27 protein-coding genes and 2 tRNA genes are annotated in these 18755 nt (G+C 31.0%); 9 read left to right on the top strand and 20 right to left on the bottom strand.

Annotation, left to right across the window (positions count from 1 at the left end; all coding sequences use genetic code 11):
* The first annotated feature begins 74 nt into the window (after positions 1-74).
* Positions 75-1241, top strand: coding sequence for a glycosyltransferase family 4 protein (locus HA145_RS02070; RefSeq protein WP_209127638.1), 1167 nt, complete (start codon positions 75-77; stop codon positions 1239-1241).
* Here HA145_RS02070 and proC read toward each other — a convergent pair.
* From proC to aroQ, 10 genes are all read right to left on the bottom strand, one after another.
* A complete protein-coding gene (gene proC, locus HA145_RS02065; protein ID WP_209127637.1) occupies positions 1238-2050 on the bottom strand; it encodes a pyrroline-5-carboxylate reductase in 813 nt (270 codons plus the stop codon). The genes HA145_RS02070 and proC overlap by 4 nt on opposite strands.
* A 7-nt stretch (positions 2051-2057) precedes the next feature.
* Positions 2058-2633: a cell division protein SepF gene (locus tag HA145_RS02060; RefSeq protein WP_209127636.1), complete on the bottom strand. Its 576-nt coding sequence runs from the start codon at positions 2631-2633 to the stop codon at positions 2058-2060.
* A gap of 147 nt (positions 2634-2780) precedes the next feature.
* Positions 2781-3416 carry a YggS family pyridoxal phosphate-dependent enzyme gene (locus HA145_RS02055; protein ID WP_209128288.1) on the bottom strand — a complete coding sequence of 212 codons (636 nt, stop codon included), beginning with the start codon at positions 3414-3416 and terminating at the stop codon, positions 2781-2783.
* A 2-nt stretch (positions 3417-3418) separates the two neighbouring features.
* Positions 3419-3685 carry a PII-interacting protein PipX family protein gene (locus HA145_RS02050; protein ID WP_209127635.1) on the bottom strand — a complete coding sequence of 89 codons (267 nt, stop codon included), beginning with the start codon at positions 3683-3685 and terminating at the stop codon, positions 3419-3421.
* 18 nt (positions 3686-3703) lie between these two features.
* Positions 3704-4618: an energy-coupling factor transporter transmembrane component T family protein gene (locus HA145_RS02045; protein WP_209127634.1), complete on the bottom strand. Its 915-nt coding sequence runs from the start codon at positions 4616-4618 to the stop codon at positions 3704-3706.
* Positions 4618-5991, bottom strand: a complete 1374-nt coding sequence (gene der / locus HA145_RS02040; RefSeq protein ID WP_209127633.1) for a ribosome biogenesis GTPase Der — start codon at positions 5989-5991, stop codon at positions 4618-4620. The genes HA145_RS02045 and der overlap by 1 nt, the downstream gene beginning before the upstream one ends.
* Before the next feature lie 74 nt (positions 5992-6065).
* Positions 6066-6551: a DUF1823 family protein gene (locus tag HA145_RS02035; protein WP_209127632.1), complete on the bottom strand. Its 486-nt coding sequence runs from the start codon at positions 6549-6551 to the stop codon at positions 6066-6068.
* Positions 6551-7306 carry a precorrin-2 C(20)-methyltransferase gene (locus tag HA145_RS02030; protein ID WP_209127631.1) on the bottom strand — a complete coding sequence of 252 codons (756 nt, stop codon included), beginning with the start codon at positions 7304-7306 and terminating at the stop codon, positions 6551-6553. Before HA145_RS02030 ends, HA145_RS02035 begins: the two co-directional genes overlap by 1 nt.
* 16 nt (positions 7307-7322) lie before the next feature.
* A complete protein-coding gene (locus HA145_RS02025; RefSeq protein ID WP_209127630.1) occupies positions 7323-7931 on the bottom strand; it encodes a tRNA-(ms[2]io[6]A)-hydroxylase in 609 nt (202 codons plus the stop codon).
* A complete protein-coding gene (aroQ, locus tag HA145_RS02020; protein ID WP_032515592.1) occupies positions 7932-8372 on the bottom strand; it encodes a type II 3-dehydroquinate dehydratase in 441 nt (146 codons plus the stop codon). It abuts the gene before it with no gap.
* Between the two features lie 101 nt (positions 8373-8473).
* Here aroQ and HA145_RS02015 point away from each other — a divergent pair.
* From HA145_RS02015 to HA145_RS02005, 3 genes are all read left to right on the top strand, one after another.
* Positions 8474-8555: transfer RNA gene (locus HA145_RS02015), tRNA-Tyr, on the top strand.
* 10 nt (positions 8556-8565) lie between these two features.
* Positions 8566-8637, top strand: a tRNA-Thr gene (locus HA145_RS02010).
* 234 nt (positions 8638-8871) lie between these two features.
* Positions 8872-9063, top strand: a complete 192-nt coding sequence (locus HA145_RS02005; RefSeq protein ID WP_209127629.1) for a hypothetical protein — start codon at positions 8872-8874, stop codon at positions 9061-9063.
* Positions 9064-9159: 96 nt separating this feature from the next.
* Here HA145_RS02005 and HA145_RS02000 read toward each other — a convergent pair whose 3' ends face one another.
* Positions 9160-9942 carry an SIMPL domain-containing protein gene (locus HA145_RS02000; protein ID WP_209127628.1) on the bottom strand — a complete coding sequence of 261 codons (783 nt, stop codon included), beginning with the start codon at positions 9940-9942 and terminating at the stop codon, positions 9160-9162.
* A gap of 345 nt (positions 9943-10287) precedes the next feature.
* Here HA145_RS02000 and HA145_RS01995 point away from each other — a divergent pair, with 345 nt between their 5' ends.
* Entirely contained in the window at positions 10288-10425 is a 138-nt protein-coding gene (locus HA145_RS01995) for a hypothetical protein (protein WP_209127627.1), read from the top strand.
* Between the two features lie 26 nt (positions 10426-10451).
* Positions 10452-10637 carry a hypothetical protein gene (locus tag HA145_RS01990; RefSeq protein WP_209127626.1) on the top strand — a complete coding sequence of 62 codons (186 nt, stop codon included), beginning with the start codon at positions 10452-10454 and terminating at the stop codon, positions 10635-10637.
* Between the two features lie 433 nt (positions 10638-11070).
* Here the strand turns inward: HA145_RS01990 and HA145_RS01985 are convergent, their stop codons facing one another.
* The 5 genes from HA145_RS01985 to HA145_RS01965 all read right to left on the bottom strand — a co-directional run bounded on the left by HA145_RS01985 (position 11071) and on the right by HA145_RS01965 (position 13250).
* The gene (locus tag HA145_RS01985; RefSeq protein ID WP_209127625.1) at positions 11071-11328 is read right to left on the bottom strand and encodes a DUF1651 domain-containing protein; all 258 of its coding nucleotides are present in this window, start codon (positions 11326-11328) and stop codon (positions 11071-11073) included.
* 71 nt (positions 11329-11399) lie between these two features.
* Positions 11400-11720 carry a DUF3303 domain-containing protein gene (locus HA145_RS01980; protein WP_209127624.1) on the bottom strand — a complete coding sequence of 107 codons (321 nt, stop codon included), beginning with the start codon at positions 11718-11720 and terminating at the stop codon, positions 11400-11402.
* 388 nt (positions 11721-12108) lie between these two features.
* Positions 12109-12486 carry a phosphoenolpyruvate carboxykinase gene (locus tag HA145_RS01975; protein ID WP_209127623.1) on the bottom strand — a complete coding sequence of 126 codons (378 nt, stop codon included), beginning with the start codon at positions 12484-12486 and terminating at the stop codon, positions 12109-12111.
* Positions 12487-12556: 70 nt separating this feature from the next.
* Positions 12557-13024: a cupin domain-containing protein gene (locus HA145_RS01970; RefSeq protein WP_209127622.1), complete on the bottom strand. Its 468-nt coding sequence runs from the start codon at positions 13022-13024 to the stop codon at positions 12557-12559.
* An 82-nt stretch (positions 13025-13106) separates the two neighbouring features.
* Positions 13107-13250, bottom strand: a complete 144-nt coding sequence (locus tag HA145_RS01965; protein WP_179850525.1) for a hypothetical protein — start codon at positions 13248-13250, stop codon at positions 13107-13109.
* 181 nt (positions 13251-13431) lie between these two features.
* Here HA145_RS01965 and HA145_RS01960 point away from each other — a divergent pair, with 181 nt between their 5' ends.
* Entirely contained in the window at positions 13432-13617 is a 186-nt protein-coding gene (locus tag HA145_RS01960) for a hypothetical protein (protein WP_032515599.1), read from the top strand.
* A gap of 18 nt (positions 13618-13635) precedes the next feature.
* On the opposite strand, the gene thiD is transcribed toward HA145_RS01960, so the two are convergent.
* Both thiD and HA145_RS01950 read right to left on the bottom strand, forming a co-directional pair.
* Positions 13636-14415 carry a bifunctional hydroxymethylpyrimidine kinase/phosphomethylpyrimidine kinase gene (gene thiD, locus HA145_RS01955; RefSeq protein ID WP_025880482.1) on the bottom strand — a complete coding sequence of 260 codons (780 nt, stop codon included), beginning with the start codon at positions 14413-14415 and terminating at the stop codon, positions 13636-13638.
* Positions 14416-14464: 49 nt separating this feature from the next.
* The gene (locus tag HA145_RS01950) at positions 14465-15088 is read right to left on the bottom strand and encodes a TenA family protein (RefSeq protein WP_209127621.1); all 624 of its coding nucleotides are present in this window, start codon (positions 15086-15088) and stop codon (positions 14465-14467) included.
* An 85-nt stretch (positions 15089-15173) separates the two neighbouring features.
* Between HA145_RS01950 and HA145_RS01945 the strand changes: the two genes are divergently transcribed.
* A complete protein-coding gene (locus HA145_RS01945; protein WP_209127620.1) occupies positions 15174-16670 on the top strand; it encodes an FAD-binding domain-containing protein in 1497 nt (498 codons plus the stop codon).
* Positions 16671-16797: 127 nt separating this feature from the next.
* Entirely contained in the window at positions 16798-16971 is a 174-nt protein-coding gene (locus tag HA145_RS01940; RefSeq protein ID WP_179852285.1) for a hypothetical protein, read from the top strand.
* A 23-nt stretch (positions 16972-16994) separates the two neighbouring features.
* Here the strand turns inward: HA145_RS01940 and pip are convergent, their stop codons facing one another.
* Positions 16995-17945, bottom strand: a complete 951-nt coding sequence (gene pip, locus HA145_RS01935; RefSeq protein ID WP_209127619.1) for a prolyl aminopeptidase — start codon at positions 17943-17945, stop codon at positions 16995-16997.
* A gap of 509 nt (positions 17946-18454) precedes the next feature.
* Positions 18455-18637: a hypothetical protein gene (locus HA145_RS01930; RefSeq protein ID WP_209127618.1), complete on the bottom strand. Its 183-nt coding sequence runs from the start codon at positions 18635-18637 to the stop codon at positions 18455-18457.
* Between the last annotated feature and the right edge of the window lie 118 nt (positions 18638-18755).

Here is an 18755-nt window from a genome sequence, read left to right as displayed (position 1 = left end):
ACAACGAAAATTTTTTTTAATTATGATCTTTTGCGCTCTGACTGTTAACTTAATAAATAGTTAATTCAATCAATGTGGTTCATATTGCCTGGTTGGGTAAAAAATCCCCTTTTTGTGGAAATGTAACTTACGGCAACTCAACTACTGAGGAATTGAAGGCCAGAGGCCATAAAATTAGTTTTATTCATTTCGACAATCCATCTAGTTCGAATTCATCAAAACCATTATTTCTGGCAAATGATCCTGATGTAAGTCTCCCATATTTAATTAAGTCCCAAGTTTATACAATACCTTCGCCAAGAGCAGAAAAAGAACTAAGACTATCATTGGAAAGATTAAAACCTGACATAGTACATGCAAGCCTAACTTTATCTCCTTTAGACTTTAGACTTCCAGAGCTTTGTAATGAAATTAACATTCCACTTATAGGAACATTTCATCCACCATTTGATGCAAAAAATAGAAATTTAACTGCGAGCACTCAACAATTAACTTATCAACTTTATGCTCCCTCTTTGGCAAAGTTTGATAAATTAATCATTTTTTCTGAACTTCAAAAAAATGTTCTTGAGAAATTAGGTGTACCAAAAGAAAAACTAATAATTATTCCAAACGGCGTTGATGAAAATATTTGGAAACCTTTTTGCGAAAAAAATAAAAAATATGATCGGGTTAAAAACAAACTTGGACATGAAAGGATCTTTTTATATATGGGAAGAATTGCCAATGAAAAAAATATCGAAGCACTTTTACGTTCTTGGCGCCAAACAAAAAACAATAATTGCAAATTAGTTATTGTTGGAGATGGCCCAATGAAGCCAACACTTGAAAATAGTTTTTCTAACCTTAGTATTGATAAATTAATTTGGTGGGGTGCCGAGTTAGATTTAGAAACTAGGGTAGCGATAATGCAAATAGCAGAGGTATTTTTCTTACCAAGCTTAGTAGAAGGTTTGTCATTATCACTTTTAGAGGCAATGTCTACTGGCACGGCATGCGTAGCCACAGATGCTGGCGCTGATGGTGAAGTTTTAGATAAAGGAGCAGGTATAGTAATATCAACTGATAATGTAGCTAAGCAGCTAAAAACTATATTCCCAATTTTAATAGAACATCCTTCATTTACAAAAGATCTTGGAAGAAAAGCAAGAGATCGAGTACTTGAGAGATATACAATTTCTCAAAATATAAATTTGCTTGAGAAAGTTTACATGGACTTAAAAGATCATTTCAAAAACTAACCAAACTCTTTGCTTCTATTACTAGCTGCAACTATTGATTCAATTAGAGCTGACCTCATACTTTTTTTTTCTAAAACCCTTAAAGCAGAAATAGTTGTTCCCCCTGGAGAAGTAACTAAATTTTTAAGTTCGGAAGTAGTTAGTTTCTTTTCTTTTAATAAATCAATGGTCCCAAGTATCATCTCTTTGACAAGTTCTTCTGAAAGTACTTTAGGTAATCCACCACTTAAACCTCCATCACTTAATGCTTCTACAATCAAAGCAATAATTGCAGGCCCTGATGAGGTTAAAGCTAAAAATATATCAAGGTAATCTTCTGTAAATTCGTAAATCTTACTTGTATCTTCGAATAATTGTTTTGTAACTTGTTTATGATCTTTTGTGATTTTCTCACCCCAAGCAATTCCAGTTAAACCCTTGCCAACAGTTATTGGTAAATTTGTAACGACCCTCACACATTTATGATTAGGGAATTTTTTAGTAAGTTTATTTATTGAGACTCCCGCAAGAATTGAAATTAATAAATTATCCTTACTTTTTAAATTATCCGCCTCAATTATATCTTCAAAGTGCTGTGGTTTTACAGAAAGAAGTTTAACTTGACAGTCCCAAATTATTTTTGAGTCTTTTGATCTAGATTCAAAGACATTTATGTTAAACCTATAATTTTTTTTTATATTTTTTAAACTTTTTTCTGAATTTACAACACAATAAACATCCTCTGGCTTTATAAATTTTTTTTCTAATAATGGAGTTATTATAGCTTTTGCAATATTTCCAAAACCAATAATCGCAATTTTAACAGTCACAGATTAATCATGAAAAAGCACTTAATTTAGAATTACCCCATGCGGGTTCAGGTGTCGTGTTAATTCCCATACTATATTTTGGAGTATTTTCTGTAGGTCCAGAAGAAGGAGAAGCTTCATCTGGGGAAGAACAAGTTACATTTACACAACTTGGGGCAAAAAGAAAAATACTTTCACCCACTCTTTCTTGGTGTCCATCAATTGCATATGTCCCTCCAGCTATAAAATCAACTGCTCTTTGTGCTTGATCTGGATCCATCATAGTTAAATTGAGAATCACAGTTTTTCTCTCTCTTAATGCTTGAATAGCTTGAGGCATCTCTTCAAAACTTCTTGGTTCCATTAAGCTGACTTCTGAGGATGAATTTGAGATCCCAGGCATTCCAACAACTTTTGATGATCTGTTGTTATTCATAAAATCGAATGGGTTTGCATTTGCTAGAGCATTTGAATTTCTTGATTTTTGTTTTAAATCATTAATATCATTTAATTCATCCTCTAATGGATAATCCAATTCATCAAAATCATCATCGAGATACTCATCCCCCGCGACAACTGCCTTTAATCTAGAAATAAGTGACACCTTTTAAATCCTCATTAAATTGATTACTAAGGTTTAAGAACCCCAAGTAATAGATTCATTTTTTAAATGAATAAACTACCTATACTTAAATAACGTTACTTATACTTAACTGCAAGTTTATAGATAAGATTTTTATAAAAAAATTAATTAGGATCTATTTCCAAAAATCAATGATCCTAATCTTAACCAAGTAGATCCAGCTTCAATAGCCTCCTCCCAATCTCCAGACATTCCCATTGAACAATCTTGAAGTTGAAGTGCATCAGCGAGAGAGCGACATTTTTTGAACAATTCTAAATTTTCCTTAGAACTAAGCCCTTTAGGATTAATAGTCATCAAACCTGATAATATGACATTTTTCAATTCTTGAATTTCTCCCCATTTCGATTTTAAAAGTTCAGGTTTAAAACCTCCTTTAGTAGGGTCATCACTCAACTTAATCTGCAACATTATTAATGGATTTTTCTTCTCTTCACATGAAATATGAGAAATCTTTTGTAACTTTTCAAATGAATCTACTGAATGAATATATTTAAAATTTTGCACTATTTTTCTTATTTTATTACTTTGTATTCTTCCAATAAAGTGCCACTTAATTTGTTTAAGATCTTTTAAAATTAATTGCTTCTCAAAAGCCTCTTGAAACTTACTCTCACCAAAGTCAATTTGACCCATATTTTGAATAGTCTTGATTTCTTGACTTTTAAATCCTTTACTTACAGCAAGAATATTTACATTTGATGGTATTTTATTTTTTATTCTTAAATAATTTGAAGGATTCACCTTTATAAGAAAGTTTGGTTGAATAAATTCTCCCATTTATGTAGCTCTTCAGATCCATTTCTTCTAGCTTTTTGAAGGTTTAATTCGGACTGATTACGGGCATCTAAATAAGGTATGACTTCAAAAACAACTTCTCTCTGTCTAACTTCAACCAAAAAAAACATTTTTTGTGCATACAAAGTTGCATAAATATCTCTTCCATCATTTCCAGTAGAGACTTGGTACAACATACCAAAAGTTGGGTGGTTTAAATAACGCTCAGAAATCAAACTTAATTTTTTTGTTATTTATAATGCACCATACAGTTTTCTAAGAAAAATTGCTATGCAAATAAAACATATCGATAATGTATTAACAATTACATTGAGAGATTTTGAAGGATAAATAGTTCTAAATCTATTAGTTTTAATAATAATTTCTTTCTTAGAAAGCAAAGACTCTGCGCCTTGATCAATTCTAAGAAATATATTTTGAAATAATCTTTCCACTAAAATTAAAAAAATATTAAAAGATTTTTTTAACCCTAAAATTCGAAAATTTATTGATCTAACTGATAATGATTTAATAATATTTTGAAATTCTTCCTGTACTAAAGGAATAAAACGCAAGGCAATTAATAACTGAAAAAGCCACTTACTTGTTGGCAATCCAATCTTTCTTAATGGATACATAAACCAACTTAATCCCCATACAATGTCTTCCTGCAATGTGGTTAAAAGCATCAAATTCACACTATGAATAACAGTAAATATCAAAGTGGAGGTTTTAATTCCTAGTTCAAAGGCTTTTCTTGATAAGTTGTAGGGACCAAAATTAATAAACCATATCTTCTGCGAAGGAATTTGCAAAATATTCCATTCTTTTTGGCTTTCCAGTACTACTTGCAACTCATTGGGATTTCTTAAGTAGCTATTAAGTGATTGAATATCAGACGAGGCAAGTATTGATATACATCCAATTAATAGTGATAAACATGAGAGAAAAAATAATGATCGCCACCATACTCTTGATGGCAATAAACTTAAAAAAGTAATTAATAGTAAAAGACCAACTAAACTCAATCTCCATATTGGACCTGCCCAAATTGGAGTGATTAAAAATATCATTACGATAATTATTTTTAATCTACTATCTATAATTCTTAGCCAACTTCTATTACCATGAACGTATTGACCAACAGAAAATTTGGTTAGCAAATTCATTAATCTTTTTGAATTAACTCAATATTTTCTCTTTCGACTTCTTTATTTAAAGCTCTTTGCTGTTTTCCTCTCCAAAGTAAAATGAGAGGTGTGCCTTCAAAGCCTAAATTTACTCTAATTTGTTTTTCAATATATCTTCTATAAGTTATTCCAAATAATTTAGGGTCATTTACAAAAAGAGTAAAAGTGGGAGGTTTGTTCTTTACTTGAGTACCGTAATAAAGCCTACCCTGCTTGCCGCTTCTCTTCGTTGGAGGACTTTTCCAACTTATTGATTCTTTAAGTACTTCATTAACTACTGATGTTGTAACTCTTCTTCTATGTTGCTTTACAGCATTAAGAGCATGCTCAAAAATATTATTAACTCTTTGACCAGTTAGGGCAGATATAAAAATCATTTTTGACCAGTGCAAAAAATAAAGTTTAGATCTAAGTTCTTTTTCTACTTGATAAATTGTTGAACTATTTTTTTCTACAAGATCCCATTTATTAACAACAATTATACAAGCTCTGCCTTGTTCTTCTATGCGCCCAGCCAGCTTCTGGTCTTGATCAGTTACTCCATCTATGGCATCTATAACTAAAACACAAATATCACTTCTATCTATAGATTTAAAGGCCCTATTAATACCAAAGAATTCAGTACCATATTTAACATTTTTCTTTCTTCTAATCCCTGCAGTATCAATAATTTTCCAATGATTATCATCTTTTTTAATAAGCGTATCTATTGAATCAGTTGTAGTACCACTAACATCACTAACTATTGCTCTTTTTTCTCCACAGATTGAATTTAACAAACTAGATTTACCAACATTAGGCCTACCAATAATTGACATCATTATCTTTTCTTCATCATCCTGAAACTTATTTTCAGGAAGTTCGCCAACAACGAGATCTAAAAGATCACCAGTACCTGAACCATGAATAGCCGAAACAGGGTTAGGTTCGCCCAATCCTAATTTCCAGAACTCTGAAGCTAGGGATATTCCTAGAGTAGTAGATTCGCATTTATTAACAGCAACAATTGTTTTACAGCTTGAGTTTCTTAACCATTTTGCTATTGATAAATCACCATCAGTAACGCCTTGATTCCCATCTACCACCAGTAACGCGAGTGAAGCCTCTTCTAAGGCCAAGAAAACTTGTGTTCTTATCTCTGGGAGAAATTCACTATCATCATCAAAAACTAAACCTCCAGTATCAACTATTTGGAATTCCTTACCTCCCCATGAAGCATTTTGATAAGTTCTATCTCTTGTAACACCCGGTTTATCAAATACTATTGCATCATTACTTTGGCAAAGACGATTAACTAAGGTAGATTTCCCAACGTTAGGTCTTCCGATAATTGCTATTGTAGGAAGAATCAATTCTTCTCTCCAAAGTAAGTTGTATCCATTACAACTATACCTTTAATAGAATCATTTACCTTATTCAAAAAAACTTATTTAATTTCTGGATCGCCAAAATGTCCTTTAACTGGATTAACAGGCGGTAAACTAGGAATTGGCATTAATCTATTATCTTTTGAAAAACAATCATTTTCAATCGCCCAATAAATCAACCAATTTACTGCCGTCGCTCTTCTAGTTCTTCTTGGATAGAGTTCATTAATCTTATAACCTTTAAAATTAAGAAAATTTTTTAATCCCTGTTTATAATCTTTTGGAATTGATCGAGTCAAATGTATTGAGGCTGGTCGCTCTGAAATGATTTGAGGAGCTTTTTCAAATTTTTCTGACCAATAAGAAGGAGTTAATGCGCTAAATACCCAATCATTTATAGATAGTTCTCTAGTATAAAAAAGTCTTTCCCAAACTAATTCACAAACAAATACATCACTAACCTTATCTTCAAGAATAAGAAATAATATTTTTTTACATATTGGCCATGTAAATTGATTTTCAACTAATTTTTCTTTTTTATGCATTAATCGAACCTAATCAAAATCAAAGAAAAATAAGGCATAACGTCTTCATTATATTGGGATGCATATTGAATAATTTGATCAGGTGTACCAACACTCAAAGCAATTAATGATTTTTTGATAATATCCTCTTTTCTTAAAGTTTCCCTAACTAAATTCCATCGTTTCCCAATTTTCATAATGGCCAAGACCGTTTTATTTTCTCTACTTTCTTTAATAAGGGATGTTAATTCTAAATTAGAAGAGGGGCACTCTTTGATTATTAAAGTCTCACCTTTTTTAACTAAATCAAAATCATTAAAAGCTGCTGTTGCTGATAGAGAAGAAATGCCAGGAATAGTTTTGGTAATGATTTCTGGATAATTATGCTTTATTATCCTCAAAATATTAGAAGAACTTGCAAATATTGAGGTATCTCCTAGACAAAGTAAAACAACTGATTCACCATTTTTTATAAATTTCACAATTTTTTCTACTGCGTTAGACCATATTTCATCAGGATCAAACTCCTTCCTAGCCATTGGAAAGATGATAGGAATATTTTTTTTAAATTTGGTGTATTTCTTGACTATTTCTGCAGCGAAACTCTTTTTATTATCATCTGATATTGGAAAAACTATAACTTTAGCTTTTTTTATTGCATCCACAGCAGCAATTGTTAAAAGCGATGGATCTCCAGGTCCTACACCAACGATGGTGAATGTGGGCAAATTAGTTTTATATCGATTTAGTAAACTTAAGAACTTGTTTATTATCATTTTTATTTTATTAACTTTAGCTATGTACCCTTGGCAGCACACATATCTCAGCAAGGATTTCTGACTCAATCTTAGACAATTCCTCTAGCCTTTTGAAAGTTTGATTTTTAGAGAATTTAGTTTGCGCTAGTTTCCAATAAACACCAAAGTGTCTTGCCTCACTCTCAAGCAAAGACTCATAAAGGGATTTAAAAGATTTATCTTCAGAATTCAGCGCAAGCAAACTTAATCTTTCATGACTTCTTGCTTCAATAAGTCCTGCTATTAAGAAACTATCAAGCATTCTATTGGGCTCTTCCTTTCTTATATTCTTGGATAATTCAGCTCCATATGGAGGCGGTTTTAAGGACTCAAGAGAATGTCCAAGATTCTTTAAAAAATAAAGTATTTTTTCAAAATGCTCTAATTCCTCTCTCGCTATTGGACTTAAAACTTCTGCCAGATTTGGTTCTGATGGATATCTAAACATCAATTGAATAGCCACTCCTGCTGCTTTTCTTTCACAATGAGCATGGTCAATAAGAATATCTATTGGATTAGATAATGCGAGTTTGATCCACTCATCTGAGGTAAATGACGATAAATATTTAATATGAGAAGTGGGCCTTTTAAAATCGACTAGCATTTAATCTTTACTACTTAAATATCCAATGATTCCTTCAAGAGCTAAGGAATAACTTGATATGCCGAATCCACTAATAATTCCTATAGCTTTATCTGTAAGAAAAGATTCTTTACGAAAATCTTCTCTACTGAAAATATTTGAAATATGTAACTCTACAAATGGAATTTTTGATCCAATTAAAGCATCACGAATAGAAATCGAGGTATGAGTAAAAGCACCAGCATTTATAAGAATACCTTGGATGCTTTTTACAGACTCCTGAATTTTATCTACTATTTCTCCTTCGTGATTACTTTGAAAACATTCAAGATTAATACTTTTTTCTTTAGCAACTTTAGTTAAATCTTTTTCTATATCACTCAATGTTTTATTACCATATATTTCAGGTTCTCTAGTGCCCAAAAGATTTAGATTTGGTCCATTTATCAATAAAATATTCATCTTCAAAAACTCTTTTCTTTACAAATGCTATCTAGAAAGAAACAAAAAAACCAAAACAATTTCACAAAAAGTGTCCATTAACTGATAAGTTCAAATAGTGGGGGTCGGTGCCCGAGTGGTTAAAGGGGGCGGACTGTAAATCCGCTGGCTCTGCCTACGTTGGTTCAAATCCAACCCGGCCCACTTTAAAATTGCCCTTGTAGCTCAGCGGTAGAGCACTCCCTTGGTAAGGGAGAGGTCTCGGGTTCAAGTCCCGACGAGGGCATGAACAAAAAGTATCTCCATAACTGAGTTTATAAATAATTGAAAAAATAAAATAATTTTAGGAATACTAAATATAAACGAAGTAGAGCATAATTACTTCTTATTAAAATAATTTACTTAGCTTGGTAAGGGAGAGGTCCTGAGTTCTGGTATCGGTGAGGGTATAGCCCAATAAAACTAATTAGTCTTAAATAACTTTTATATATTTTAGAATTTAAGAATAATGTTATAAGAAATGCCATTATCGTCATACAGGATGCACAGAATTTATCTTGCAGCGACAATGAATTATGGTCTTGGTTCTGCTGATCCAGAGGAGCTGGCATATTACAACAAAATAAGAAATGAGATGGATAATATGAAAAAAGAACAAGTTAAAAAAGGGATACCCCTTAATTTGAATACCCCCGAAGGAATGGATAAATGAATCTGAATACTTTTTTATTAATTGATGGGAGTTTAATGCTTATTGGATTACCTTTATTGATGATTCTTAAAGGCAAAAAAGAGACTCCCTAAGTCATTACTTAACTGCAAAAGTCACTCCCATAACAGCAGTAATATCTTTCTTGATAGTGGTAGTGTCATAAGAACCCCAGCTACTTACTCTCGTGGAATTAGGAACTGTGATCTGGAAAACGCCTGTGTTCACTTTCTTCAGACCACCCACTTCAGAGCCTGCCTGAAGTGCAATAGCCTCAGCTCTGATTCGGGCATCCTTTGCTGCCTTGGCGAGCATATCAACTCTTTTATCAGCTAGCTTTGAATAGGTGAATTCTGGAGAGCTTGGTCTTACCAGAACACCATCACCAAGAAGTTCAGTTATCTTACTGTGGGTCTTTTGAATTCGATAAACATCATTACTCTGGATTTCAATACTCTGATAGGTAATCCATTCGGTTCTTATGATTTCATTTGTCTTGGGATGCTTAGTTTCATATTCTTTTATGGTGGCCGGTCCAAGATAAACTTCCTGTTTGATACCATCTTCAATCCCATTTGCTTTAAGAAAATTAATAGTCTTTTTCATAGACTCTTTATGCTTGTTGAATGAATCGATCTGAGTCTCTCCCCTAGCCCTCACCTGAACTGACCATTTAGCAATATCACTTTCAAAGCTCTCAGTACTTGCTCCTGTAACAGTGATGGAATTCTCAACCATCCTGAAACCTCTCACAAGGACTGTGGAGGCGCCAATAAATCCTCCGAGAGATAAGACAGCCATTGCAAAAACAAGTGATGGAGTTCGGCGTATTACATTCAAAGAATAGCCAGGCAGCGAAGTGAGTCTTTTGATAATTTTCATTGTCTATGAGTATGTGTATAGGAGCTTTTTAACAGCTGAACCGAAAGAAAAATTATTAGAAAATCCCTGACTTTAATTCCTTCAGTTCTATCTGTCCATTAAGGTGGAAACATCCAATATAGATGTGCCATTTTTAGAGTCGGTTACTAATCTTGCCAAATGAAATTAATTACGGCAAGAAGTATTTTTGTATTATTAACTTATTCAAATTTCAGTTATTTTAACCATATTCAAATTTAACTGTTGATCCTTTATCCGTATATGGGAGTACCTCAAACCGTACATATTTATAAGTCGGATGGCCTGTCTGACTAGTTAGAACATATTTGTAGTCGTCATGAGCAAATGTCTACCAAATACAAACTAAAAGAAAACTATAAATCTGAGCTTGAAAAAAGATCAGAGGAAGAACTTCTTGAGGAAGAAATCAGAAATCAACAAACATTGGATAGCTTTGTTGAATCTGACAAAAACTGGAGCTAATCAAAACTTATTTTTAGGAGATTTTTATGAACTTAAAAAGATCACCATTTTCAATACTTAATAAAGAAAGAAGAGAAATTGACTATATCAAGGGAGTTTATAAGAGAAAAATTCAAGCTGAAATTGAATCTTATAAATATCCCGAAGATGAAGATAAGAAAGATACAATTCAAGCTCAAGATGTATTGATGCTTGATAGAATCTCATTTTAATTTTCATTTACTGATCCTTAGATCAATAATCTTGCTATTAATTAAGTAGAGACTTTTTTATTAAATGCCATTAGACGTATTTCTAATGAACATGTGTGTTGTAGTTATAGCTCTGCTTATCAGAAGAGAAATCAAACTTAAGAAAGCGAGATAAATTATGAAGACGCAAATTTTTAAAGAGCAATACATCCCAAATGTTTATGCTATTACTCTTTTACTAATACTCCTTCTATGTCTTTGGTTACCTCTTGCACTCAGATTCTTATTAATAATTTAGTCGAACTAATTAGTTAATACTCTCATCCTTAAACTCTCCTATAACCTAATTTTGTTTTAAAGATCTTATATCGAACTCCTGTTCCGTTCATAGCTTCAATAACTTTATCTCCCACAGTTCCGTAAATTTCAGCAAAAAAATTTTTGGAGCAAAGACCTAACTCTCTTTATTGGGCCAAACCTCCTCAGTTTTCCTCCAACCTAGAGAAATTAACCTACCATAAATTTCTCTAGCTAAATCTATATCTACAGAAACTGTTGTTGTCATCACAGGAGGTTCTTTTCCTAACACACCAACTATTTTTCCAGTATCTACAAACATATACTCAAAAACACCATCTATGCTCTTATCGTTTTTTATAAACCTTTTTACTTCTGTTCTTTTTGGATTAATCAACCAATGAGAGTTAGCCATTAATTGTTTCAAGAGACATAAAAAAAGGAGCTAGTTGCTCCTTATTCTAGATCGACTGTCAATCAATTAAATTATCCCATTGCGGCGACAGCATCAGCAACTTGTTTGTTTCTTTGAATAACCTCATCATCATTTAAAACAGCAGTGATATTCCAATCAAGACCAAATTTCGCTCTCCACACTCCAAAATGTTGAGATATTGCTAAATGATTATCAGCCTTGAAAGTTACAAAAACCTCTCCAGTTTCAGGCGCATGGAATCTACTTACCAATTCAAATCCATCAAAATTATCCATAGGTGCACCGGAAGCAATATACTGCTCAAACATCTTGTAACCTTCGGACTGAGAAATTCCATCTGGAATAAGTCCATGAACGTGATAGTAAGCCATAAATAAAATCATAAATGTAATTTCAATTTAAAAACCATTACTTAAAAAGCATTTAAATTATCTTTAAATTTAGATTTTTAAGCCTTTTTCAATATAAATTCGCGAAAAAAAAATTTTTTTTGGTATAGCATGTACCGTTTATAAATTTTTTGTTAGCTATTAATCGGTTATGAGTTATTTTGCTGAACCTAACCATATTGAATATGATGCATGGTTCGATGAAAACATCGACCCAGTGGATCTTGTGAATTACTCAGATGAAAAGGAGTTCAGTGCTTCGGTACACTTTAAGTTCCACAAGATGTCGACTAGAAATTTAACGATTGGTGCTTCTGATAATTTTCACTGGTAAGTAAAAGATTTTTCACTCCATAGATATTTATGAATCTTACGCAGAATATGTTCCATCACTTTCTCTTCTTGCCTTAGCTAATACAATTTCATCTACAACTTTTTCAATCATGTAAGCACTTTTTTTACCAAAGCATTTTTCTTTTTTAATGCTCTCAATATCATTTGGCATTAAATCATTATGCTCACAACAATCACATTTAATATCAATTTTCTTACCTCTGAAAACCTCCAAAGCTCTAGAAAAAATCCATTGCTGAACTGAAATACTTTCCCAACTATCAAAATTAGACCATTCATCAAAATCCCTATTAAGGATGCCTTTTAATCCATCAGCCTGATTTAAATTTACTATGTGTGAATCTTTTCTTGGTTCATCATTCATACCAATTGTTTTGACAGAATTTTGATTCATTAAATATAGATTGATTGAGTAGCCTTATAAATCTAGAGGATAATTTCAAAAATATAAACAAAAAAATGTCTCAAATAAGATCATTAATTGCTTTATCTAATCTAAAAATATGATTTGTATTTCTGAGCAATTCAAAATCATTAAAATCAAATCCTGGGCCAACACAACAACTAACTAAAGTAAATTCGCCTGTACTTTTTGCAGCTTGCCAATATCCAGCTGGGATCATTTCTATTGGATTATTGGAATCTAAAATTAAATTTCTTATTAACTTATTATCATCATCTAGGCACCATAAATTCAGAGGATCACCCCTTAAATAAATCCAAATTTCATCTGCATTTTTTACTCTGTGCCAAGCACTTTTTGCATCTCTCTCCAAAAGATAATAAATTCCCGTAATAAAATTTCTACTTTGGCCATCTTCCCTTATTAGAGAATTCTCACTCCTTACTATCTCTCTAAACCATCCACCTTCAGGATGAGGAGACAAATTGAATTGTTTAATTATTTCTATGTTTTTTTTATTAGGATTCACATCACAAAATATCTTTTAAATTTCTCTTATACTTAAAAGCAAACTGAAAAAAAAATCAAAATAAACTATATTTTCTAAAAAATTAAGCACAAATAACTGACAAATCTACAAAATTTTTATTTTCATCTGCCAGTTCAGTAATGATTCTATTAAGCCATTCAGAGGTTGTTTCACAATAGCCTACATTTAAAATAGTTTTTTGATTTGATGTTTCTTCTTTATTCATTGTTGAAGTGTTTTATATAAATTAGTCTTTAATTAAATCTATGTGAATAAGTCTTAATTACTATCTATTTTAAAAAGTTGTATTTAATACATATTTTAGAACTGCTAGTAAAAAAATAAAATTAAATCGTTGACAAGGAAATGTATACAAGTAAGAGTAGAAAAAATTTATTATGTAACCTATGAATAACATCAAGATTGAGGAATTGATGAAAGTAAGGTTCGATGGTATTGCTAATAGAATTGGGCAATTAAGTAAAAGGGAAAGTGAGTCTTTATTACTTGAGCATCTTGAGTGGTTGGAAGGAGGATGGGAGACTGAAGAAATCTTATTTTTAAAAAAACCCTACAGAAAATGGTGGTTCTAACTCCACTTCTATAAATAATTAATGATGGCCTAAGGGACCAGGGCCAGAGCCTATTTTATAAGAATTGTCTAAAGATTTCTCAACAAATAATTTCGCTTTTTGTATGGAATCAAATAGATCAAAACCTAATGCCTTGTAACCACAAATAGCAGCACTCAAAGTACAGCCGCTTCCGTGAGTATTTTTTGTATTTATAAAATTATTAAATAGCCACTCTTTTCTACCATTTAAGTCAAGGAAAAAATCCTTCCCTTTCATATCTTTTAAACCGCCACCTTTTATAAGTACCGCTTTAGCTCCAAGACCAATAATTTTTCTTGCTGAATTTTCGATATCTTCTTTACTCCTTATTTCTAAACCAGAAAGTAGATTTGCTTCATAAATATTTGGAGTTACCAAATCAGAAATTGGTAATAAGAGTTTTTTATAAGCATTAATAGCAGAATCTTCCAGTAATTTAGAACCAGTTCTTGTAACCATCACTGGGTCAATAATCTTGGTTATTTTGTATGTATTTAATTTTGAAGCAGTATCATTAATTATCCTTTCATTTAATAACATTCCAGTTTTCAAAGCATCAATACCAAAATCAGCAAATAAAGTATCTAACTGATTTAATAAAGTATTCTTCTCTACTGGTTGAACGCATGTAACCTCTATACTATTTTGTGCCGTAATACATGTAATAACAGAACATCCATGTACTTTAAGAGCCATGAAAGTTCTCAAGTCAGCCTGTATGCCTGCTCCACCTCCAGAGTCACTACCTCCTATTGAAAGTGCAATTTTTGAATACATAATTTATTAACTCGTTTTTGAAAGTACTATAAATAAATTTTAATTTAAATCAGAAATCTGAATATGCATTAAAAAAATCTAACTCCAATTCCATAGCTCTCCCGTATAAATATTTGGCTTGATTAATATCATATGTTTCTTTATTAGTGTCAATAAGATTTTCAAGTGAATCTGCTAGCTTTTCAAAGCTCTCATCAGAATAAGTAATTATCCATTCTTTATATTTAATGTCAAAATCCTCCTTATACAAACTTTTTCCTATCCAAGAATAAAGTCTCATACATGGAGTCATTGCAAACATTATTTCAACGGAGCTAAGTCTTTTGGAACTATCATCAAGAAAATCTGTATAATTTTTAGTGGCTTTTTTTATATAGTTTTTAGACAAATCAATATCCCATTCTTTTGCATACGTTTCATGAAGTATTAACTCCTCTGAAACGCCCATTAAGAGTTCACTTAACTTCCTTATTGAGTACTTATCTTTTGATTTGGAAACAGCAAGACCATAAGCCCTAGCAAAAGTCTCTAAAAAGAAATAATCTTGAGCTAAATATTCTTGAAATATATATTTAGGGAGACTTCCATTCTTTAAACCTTGAACAAATTTTGTATTTAAACTTAGTAAAGCAATCTCATAATTATCCTCCCAAAGTTTTTTTGTTATTTTCATTTTTTTGATTTTTAGTTATTCTAAAATTTTTATATTCTTTACCTACAAACTTAATCTTATTTTTCTAGGATTAAAAGAAAAAATTATGAAAGAAATAAATATTTTATGGTTTAAGAAAGATTTAAGAATTTTTGATAATGAAGCTCTCTGTGAGGCTATTAAAGATAATGATATTTTACCTATTTATATTATTGAGTTAGATATTTGGAGCCAAAATACTCATTCAAATAGACAATGGCAATTTTGCAAAGAAAGTTTAATAGACTTAAGAAATGCACTTGCTGAGATTGGACAACCATTAATTATTAGGACTGGTAATGTTATCAATATTTTTGATGAAATAAGTTCAAAATTTAAAATCAAAGGTATATATAGCCATCAAGAAACTGGAGATTGGCTTACTTATAAAAGAGATCAAAAAGTAAGAGAATGGGCTTTAAGCAAAAATATTATTTGGAAGGAATTTCTACAATTTTCAGTTTTTAGAGGAAATTTAGATAGGAATAATTGGTCTAAAAAGTGGCAAGAAAATTCTGAAAAAAACTTACTTAAAGCTCCATTAAGAATTAATTCTATTAACTTTGATATTGGAGAAATACCCTCAGATGGAATTTTTCACTTTAAAAAAGAAACTTGTCCAGGAAGAATGCAAGGTGGAAGAAAGAGAGGGTTAGAGAGAATGCAATACTTCTTTAGTAAAAAATTAGATTCTTATTCAAAAGATATTTCTAGCCCAGAAAAATCATTTGATAGTTGTTCAAGACTTTCCCCATATATTTGCTGGGGATGCATTTCATTAAAAGAAATTTTTAATAAAGCAAATATATCAAAAAACAATAATTCTAGGATGTTAAAAAGTAGATTAACTTGGCATTGTCATTTTATTCAGAAACTTGAAAGTGAACCAGAACTAGAGTTTAGGGAATTCCATCCTTTTTTTAAAAACATTAGAGAAAAAAATAATGAATTACTTTATTCATGGAGTTCAGGTAATACAGGCTTTCCTTTTATAGATGCATGTATGCGCTCATTAAATTTCAATGGATGGATTAACTTCAGGATGAGAGCTATGTTAATGTCTTTTGCTAGCTATAATTTATGGCTACCATGGCAAGATTCAGGTTCAGAATTAGCAAATAAATTTGTAGATTATGAGCCTGGAATACATTGGAACCAATGCCAAATGCAATCTGGCACTACATCTATCAATACCAATAGAATTTATAATCCTATTAAGCAGGGAAAAGATCATGATCCTCAAGGAAAATTTATAAAAAAATGGATACCAGAATTAAAGGATATATCACTTAATTTCATTCATGAACCATGGCTATTATCTAGATTTAATAAAGAAGAATATGAACAAATTAATTACATAAGACCAATAATTGACATCCCAAATAGCACTAAAACTGCAAAGAAGAAAATTCAGGAAATCACTAAAAAGGATGGATATTGGGATATCTCAAAAGAAATTTATTTAAAACATGGTTCTAGAAAAAGGCTTAGAAAAAATATAAGTAATAAAAAAATTGTTTCTAAAGAAAAGGAAATACAATACGAACTGAAATTAGATTTCTAAATTTTATTGTCAGAAATTTCCAGATTCTTTTTAGTGAATAGGTAATTTTTTTAAATTTTGAAATTGGATATATAAATCCACGATGAAGTAATGCAAGCTTTAATGTATTTATTAGAATTTATTAATTATGTCTGAAAGATTTGAATGGGACGATACCAATAGTTCAGGTATATGGTGGAGTACTAATGTAAGTATTAGAGACGAGTGCATTTTGCTCAAAGAAGATACTCAATGCGAAGATTCAGATATCGTCGAACTTCTTAGGAGTATTGCACAAAATATTGAAGATAATGGCCTTTAATTTTTAAAAGAATATTCTCTCTTTTAGAGATTTTGAATTCCTTTTACAGCTTTTATTAATTCGATAGTAATACCTTTTTCACTCATTGAATGACCAGCATCATTAACAATAATTAAGTCAGAATTCTTTAATTTCTTATTTAGATCCCATGCACTCCTAACAGGACATACAACGTCATACCTCCCTTGAATTATTTTTGTTGGAATCGATTCTATTGCTCTTATATTTTTCAAAATAAAATCATCTTCTAAGAAAATATTATTAATAAAATAATGACATTCGATCCTTGCAAAGGCATCTGAAAAAGAATTAACTTGAGACTTATCAAAATCAAATTTTTTATTTATTAAATGACTAGTTGATAGTTCCCATTTTGTCCAAGCAGCTGCTGCTTTTGATCTAAGATTCGCATCTGAAGATGTTAGATATTTATAAAAAGAACTTATCAAATCATTTCTTTCTTCTTTTGGTATTACAGAAATATATTCTTCAAATTCATCAGGGAAAATCTCACTTGCACCATATTGATAGAACCATAATAATTCGAACTTTCTACATAAAAATATTCCTCGTAAAGTTAAGCTCATAACTCTTGAGGGATTTTTAATTGCATATATAAGTGAAAGTGTTGAGCCCCAAGATCCACCAAACAAATGCCAAGTATCTATTTTAAAAAGAATCCTTAATTTCTCAATGTCATCAACTAAATGATTAGTAGTATTTTCTTTTAATTCGGAGAAAGGTGTTGAAGAACCGCATCCTCTTTGGTCAAATTGTATAATATCAAATTTATTGGGGTCAAAGTATCTTCTATATCTTGGTTGACTACCTCCTCCTGGGCCTCCATGAATAACAAGTATTTTTTTGCCATTTGGATTGCCAGATCTTTCCCAATAAATAGTATGAATATCACTTACTTGTAAAAAACCCTTTTCACGCACTTCAATTTTCGGAAACAAGACTTGATCTTTCATTTTTAAATATTTTTAATCACTTTATTTATCCATATTATCCAAAAAGAAGTCGAGTTTAAAAGCATTTTGTTAAACAAAAAAAAGGACTGCTTATACAGTCCTTTTTAATATTTGATTTCCTTCTTCAGGATATAAAATTACATATTTTAAAGTCTATATATTCATAAACCTAGAATACGTGAATTAGGGGATTTCTTTCGATAATTTTAGTCCCTATTGTCGCTAGTAATTATAAAGCGAAGTCTTATCAGACTAATTGATTGAACTTTAATTTTCGAATAATCCCATTCTCAGGAATACGCTTCCTATATTTTGGAATTTGCTAAATTTCAGGCGGACTATCAATCATTTAGATTGCCTCCGAACTCAACATTTATAAATTACTCCTTTTTATATTTTCAGTAAATCCGTAAATATGCTGATTTACTTTTTTCTTAATTTGTAAGAGGATTATATTGATCTTTTGTTTTTTATAGATAAATATAGAAATTAAAGTTTATAATAATTAGTTATTCAGATTCATAGAGCAAAATAGAATCAATTATTCTTTTATCACTTTCAGAAAGTTTATAATCATCCAATTTCCATTGAACAAATTTTACACATTCATCAATAGAAGGATTCTTATCCTCGCACTTACGCCACTCTCTAATCCAATCAGCCAAGGCAAAAGTTATTTTTTTAGTAAGCATATATACCAATCAGGGTAATTAAAATCCCCTCAATAGGTTCTTCATAAAATTCCCCTTCTTTTATACCTTTATTATATTTTTTAATAATCTTTTTATAAGAAGCTATTGAGGGAAGTAA

Origin of the sequence: Prochlorococcus marinus XMU1411 (genome assembly GCF_017696075.1) — a bacterium.
Taxonomy (GTDB): domain Bacteria; phylum Cyanobacteriota; class Cyanobacteriia; order PCC-6307; family Cyanobiaceae; genus Prochlorococcus_A; species Prochlorococcus_A marinus_V.
This window is presented reverse-complemented; position numbering and strand designations above follow the sequence as displayed.

Excerpts from the sequence above, each read along its gene's own strand:
- HA145_RS01975 (WP_209127623.1), bottom strand. The coding sequence starts at position 12,486 with ATGAATCAAAATTCTGTCAAAACAATTGGTATGAATGATGAACCAAGA.
- thiD (WP_025880482.1), bottom strand. The coding sequence starts at position 14,415 with ATGTATTCAAAAATTGCACTTTCAATAGGAGGTAGTGACTCTGGAGGT.
- HA145_RS01940 (WP_179852285.1), top strand. The coding sequence starts at position 16,798 with ATGTCTGAAAGATTTGAATGGGACGATACCAATAGTTCAGGTATATGG.
- HA145_RS01980 (WP_209127624.1), bottom strand. The coding sequence starts at position 11,720 with ATGGCTTACTATCACGTTCATGGACTTATTCCAGATGGAATTTCTCAG.
- HA145_RS02025 (WP_209127630.1), bottom strand. The coding sequence starts at position 7,931 with ATGCTAGTCGATTTTAAAAGGCCCACTTCTCATATTAAATATTTATCG.
- HA145_RS02045 (WP_209127634.1), bottom strand. The coding sequence starts at position 4,618 with ATGAATTTGCTAACCAAATTTTCTGTTGGTCAATACGTTCATGGTAAT.
- HA145_RS01990 (WP_209127626.1), top strand. The coding sequence starts at position 10,452 with ATGAACTTAAAAAGATCACCATTTTCAATACTTAATAAAGAAAGAAGA.
- HA145_RS01950 (WP_209127621.1), bottom strand. The coding sequence starts at position 15,088 with ATGAAAATAACAAAAAAACTTTGGGAGGATAATTATGAGATTGCTTTA.
- HA145_RS02000 (WP_209127628.1), bottom strand. The coding sequence starts at position 9,942 with ATGAAAATTATCAAAAGACTCACTTCGCTGCCTGGCTATTCTTTGAAT.
- HA145_RS02005 (WP_209127629.1), top strand. The coding sequence starts at position 8,872 with ATGCCATTATCGTCATACAGGATGCACAGAATTTATCTTGCAGCGACA.
- HA145_RS01965 (WP_179850525.1), bottom strand. The coding sequence starts at position 13,250 with ATGAATAAAGAAGAAACATCAAATCAAAAAACTATTTTAAATGTAGGC.
- HA145_RS02030 (WP_209127631.1), bottom strand. The coding sequence starts at position 7,306 with ATGATAATAAACAAGTTCTTAAGTTTACTAAATCGATATAAAACTAAT.
- HA145_RS01995 (WP_209127627.1), top strand. The coding sequence starts at position 10,288 with ATGTCTACCAAATACAAACTAAAAGAAAACTATAAATCTGAGCTTGAA.
- HA145_RS01985 (WP_209127625.1), bottom strand. The coding sequence starts at position 11,328 with ATGGCTAACTCTCATTGGTTGATTAATCCAAAAAGAACAGAAGTAAAA.
- HA145_RS01960 (WP_032515599.1), top strand. The coding sequence starts at position 13,432 with ATGAATAACATCAAGATTGAGGAATTGATGAAAGTAAGGTTCGATGGT.
- aroQ (WP_032515592.1), bottom strand. The coding sequence starts at position 8,372 with ATGAATATTTTATTGATAAATGGACCAAATCTAAATCTTTTGGGCACT.
- HA145_RS01945 (WP_209127620.1), top strand. The coding sequence starts at position 15,174 with ATGAAAGAAATAAATATTTTATGGTTTAAGAAAGATTTAAGAATTTTT.
- pip (WP_209127619.1), bottom strand. The coding sequence starts at position 17,945 with ATGAAAGATCAAGTCTTGTTTCCGAAAATTGAAGTGCGTGAAAAGGGT.
- HA145_RS01930 (WP_209127618.1), bottom strand. The coding sequence starts at position 18,637 with ATGCTTACTAAAAAAATAACTTTTGCCTTGGCTGATTGGATTAGAGAG.
- HA145_RS02035 (WP_209127632.1), bottom strand. The coding sequence starts at position 6,551 with ATGCATAAAAAAGAAAAATTAGTTGAAAATCAATTTACATGGCCAATA.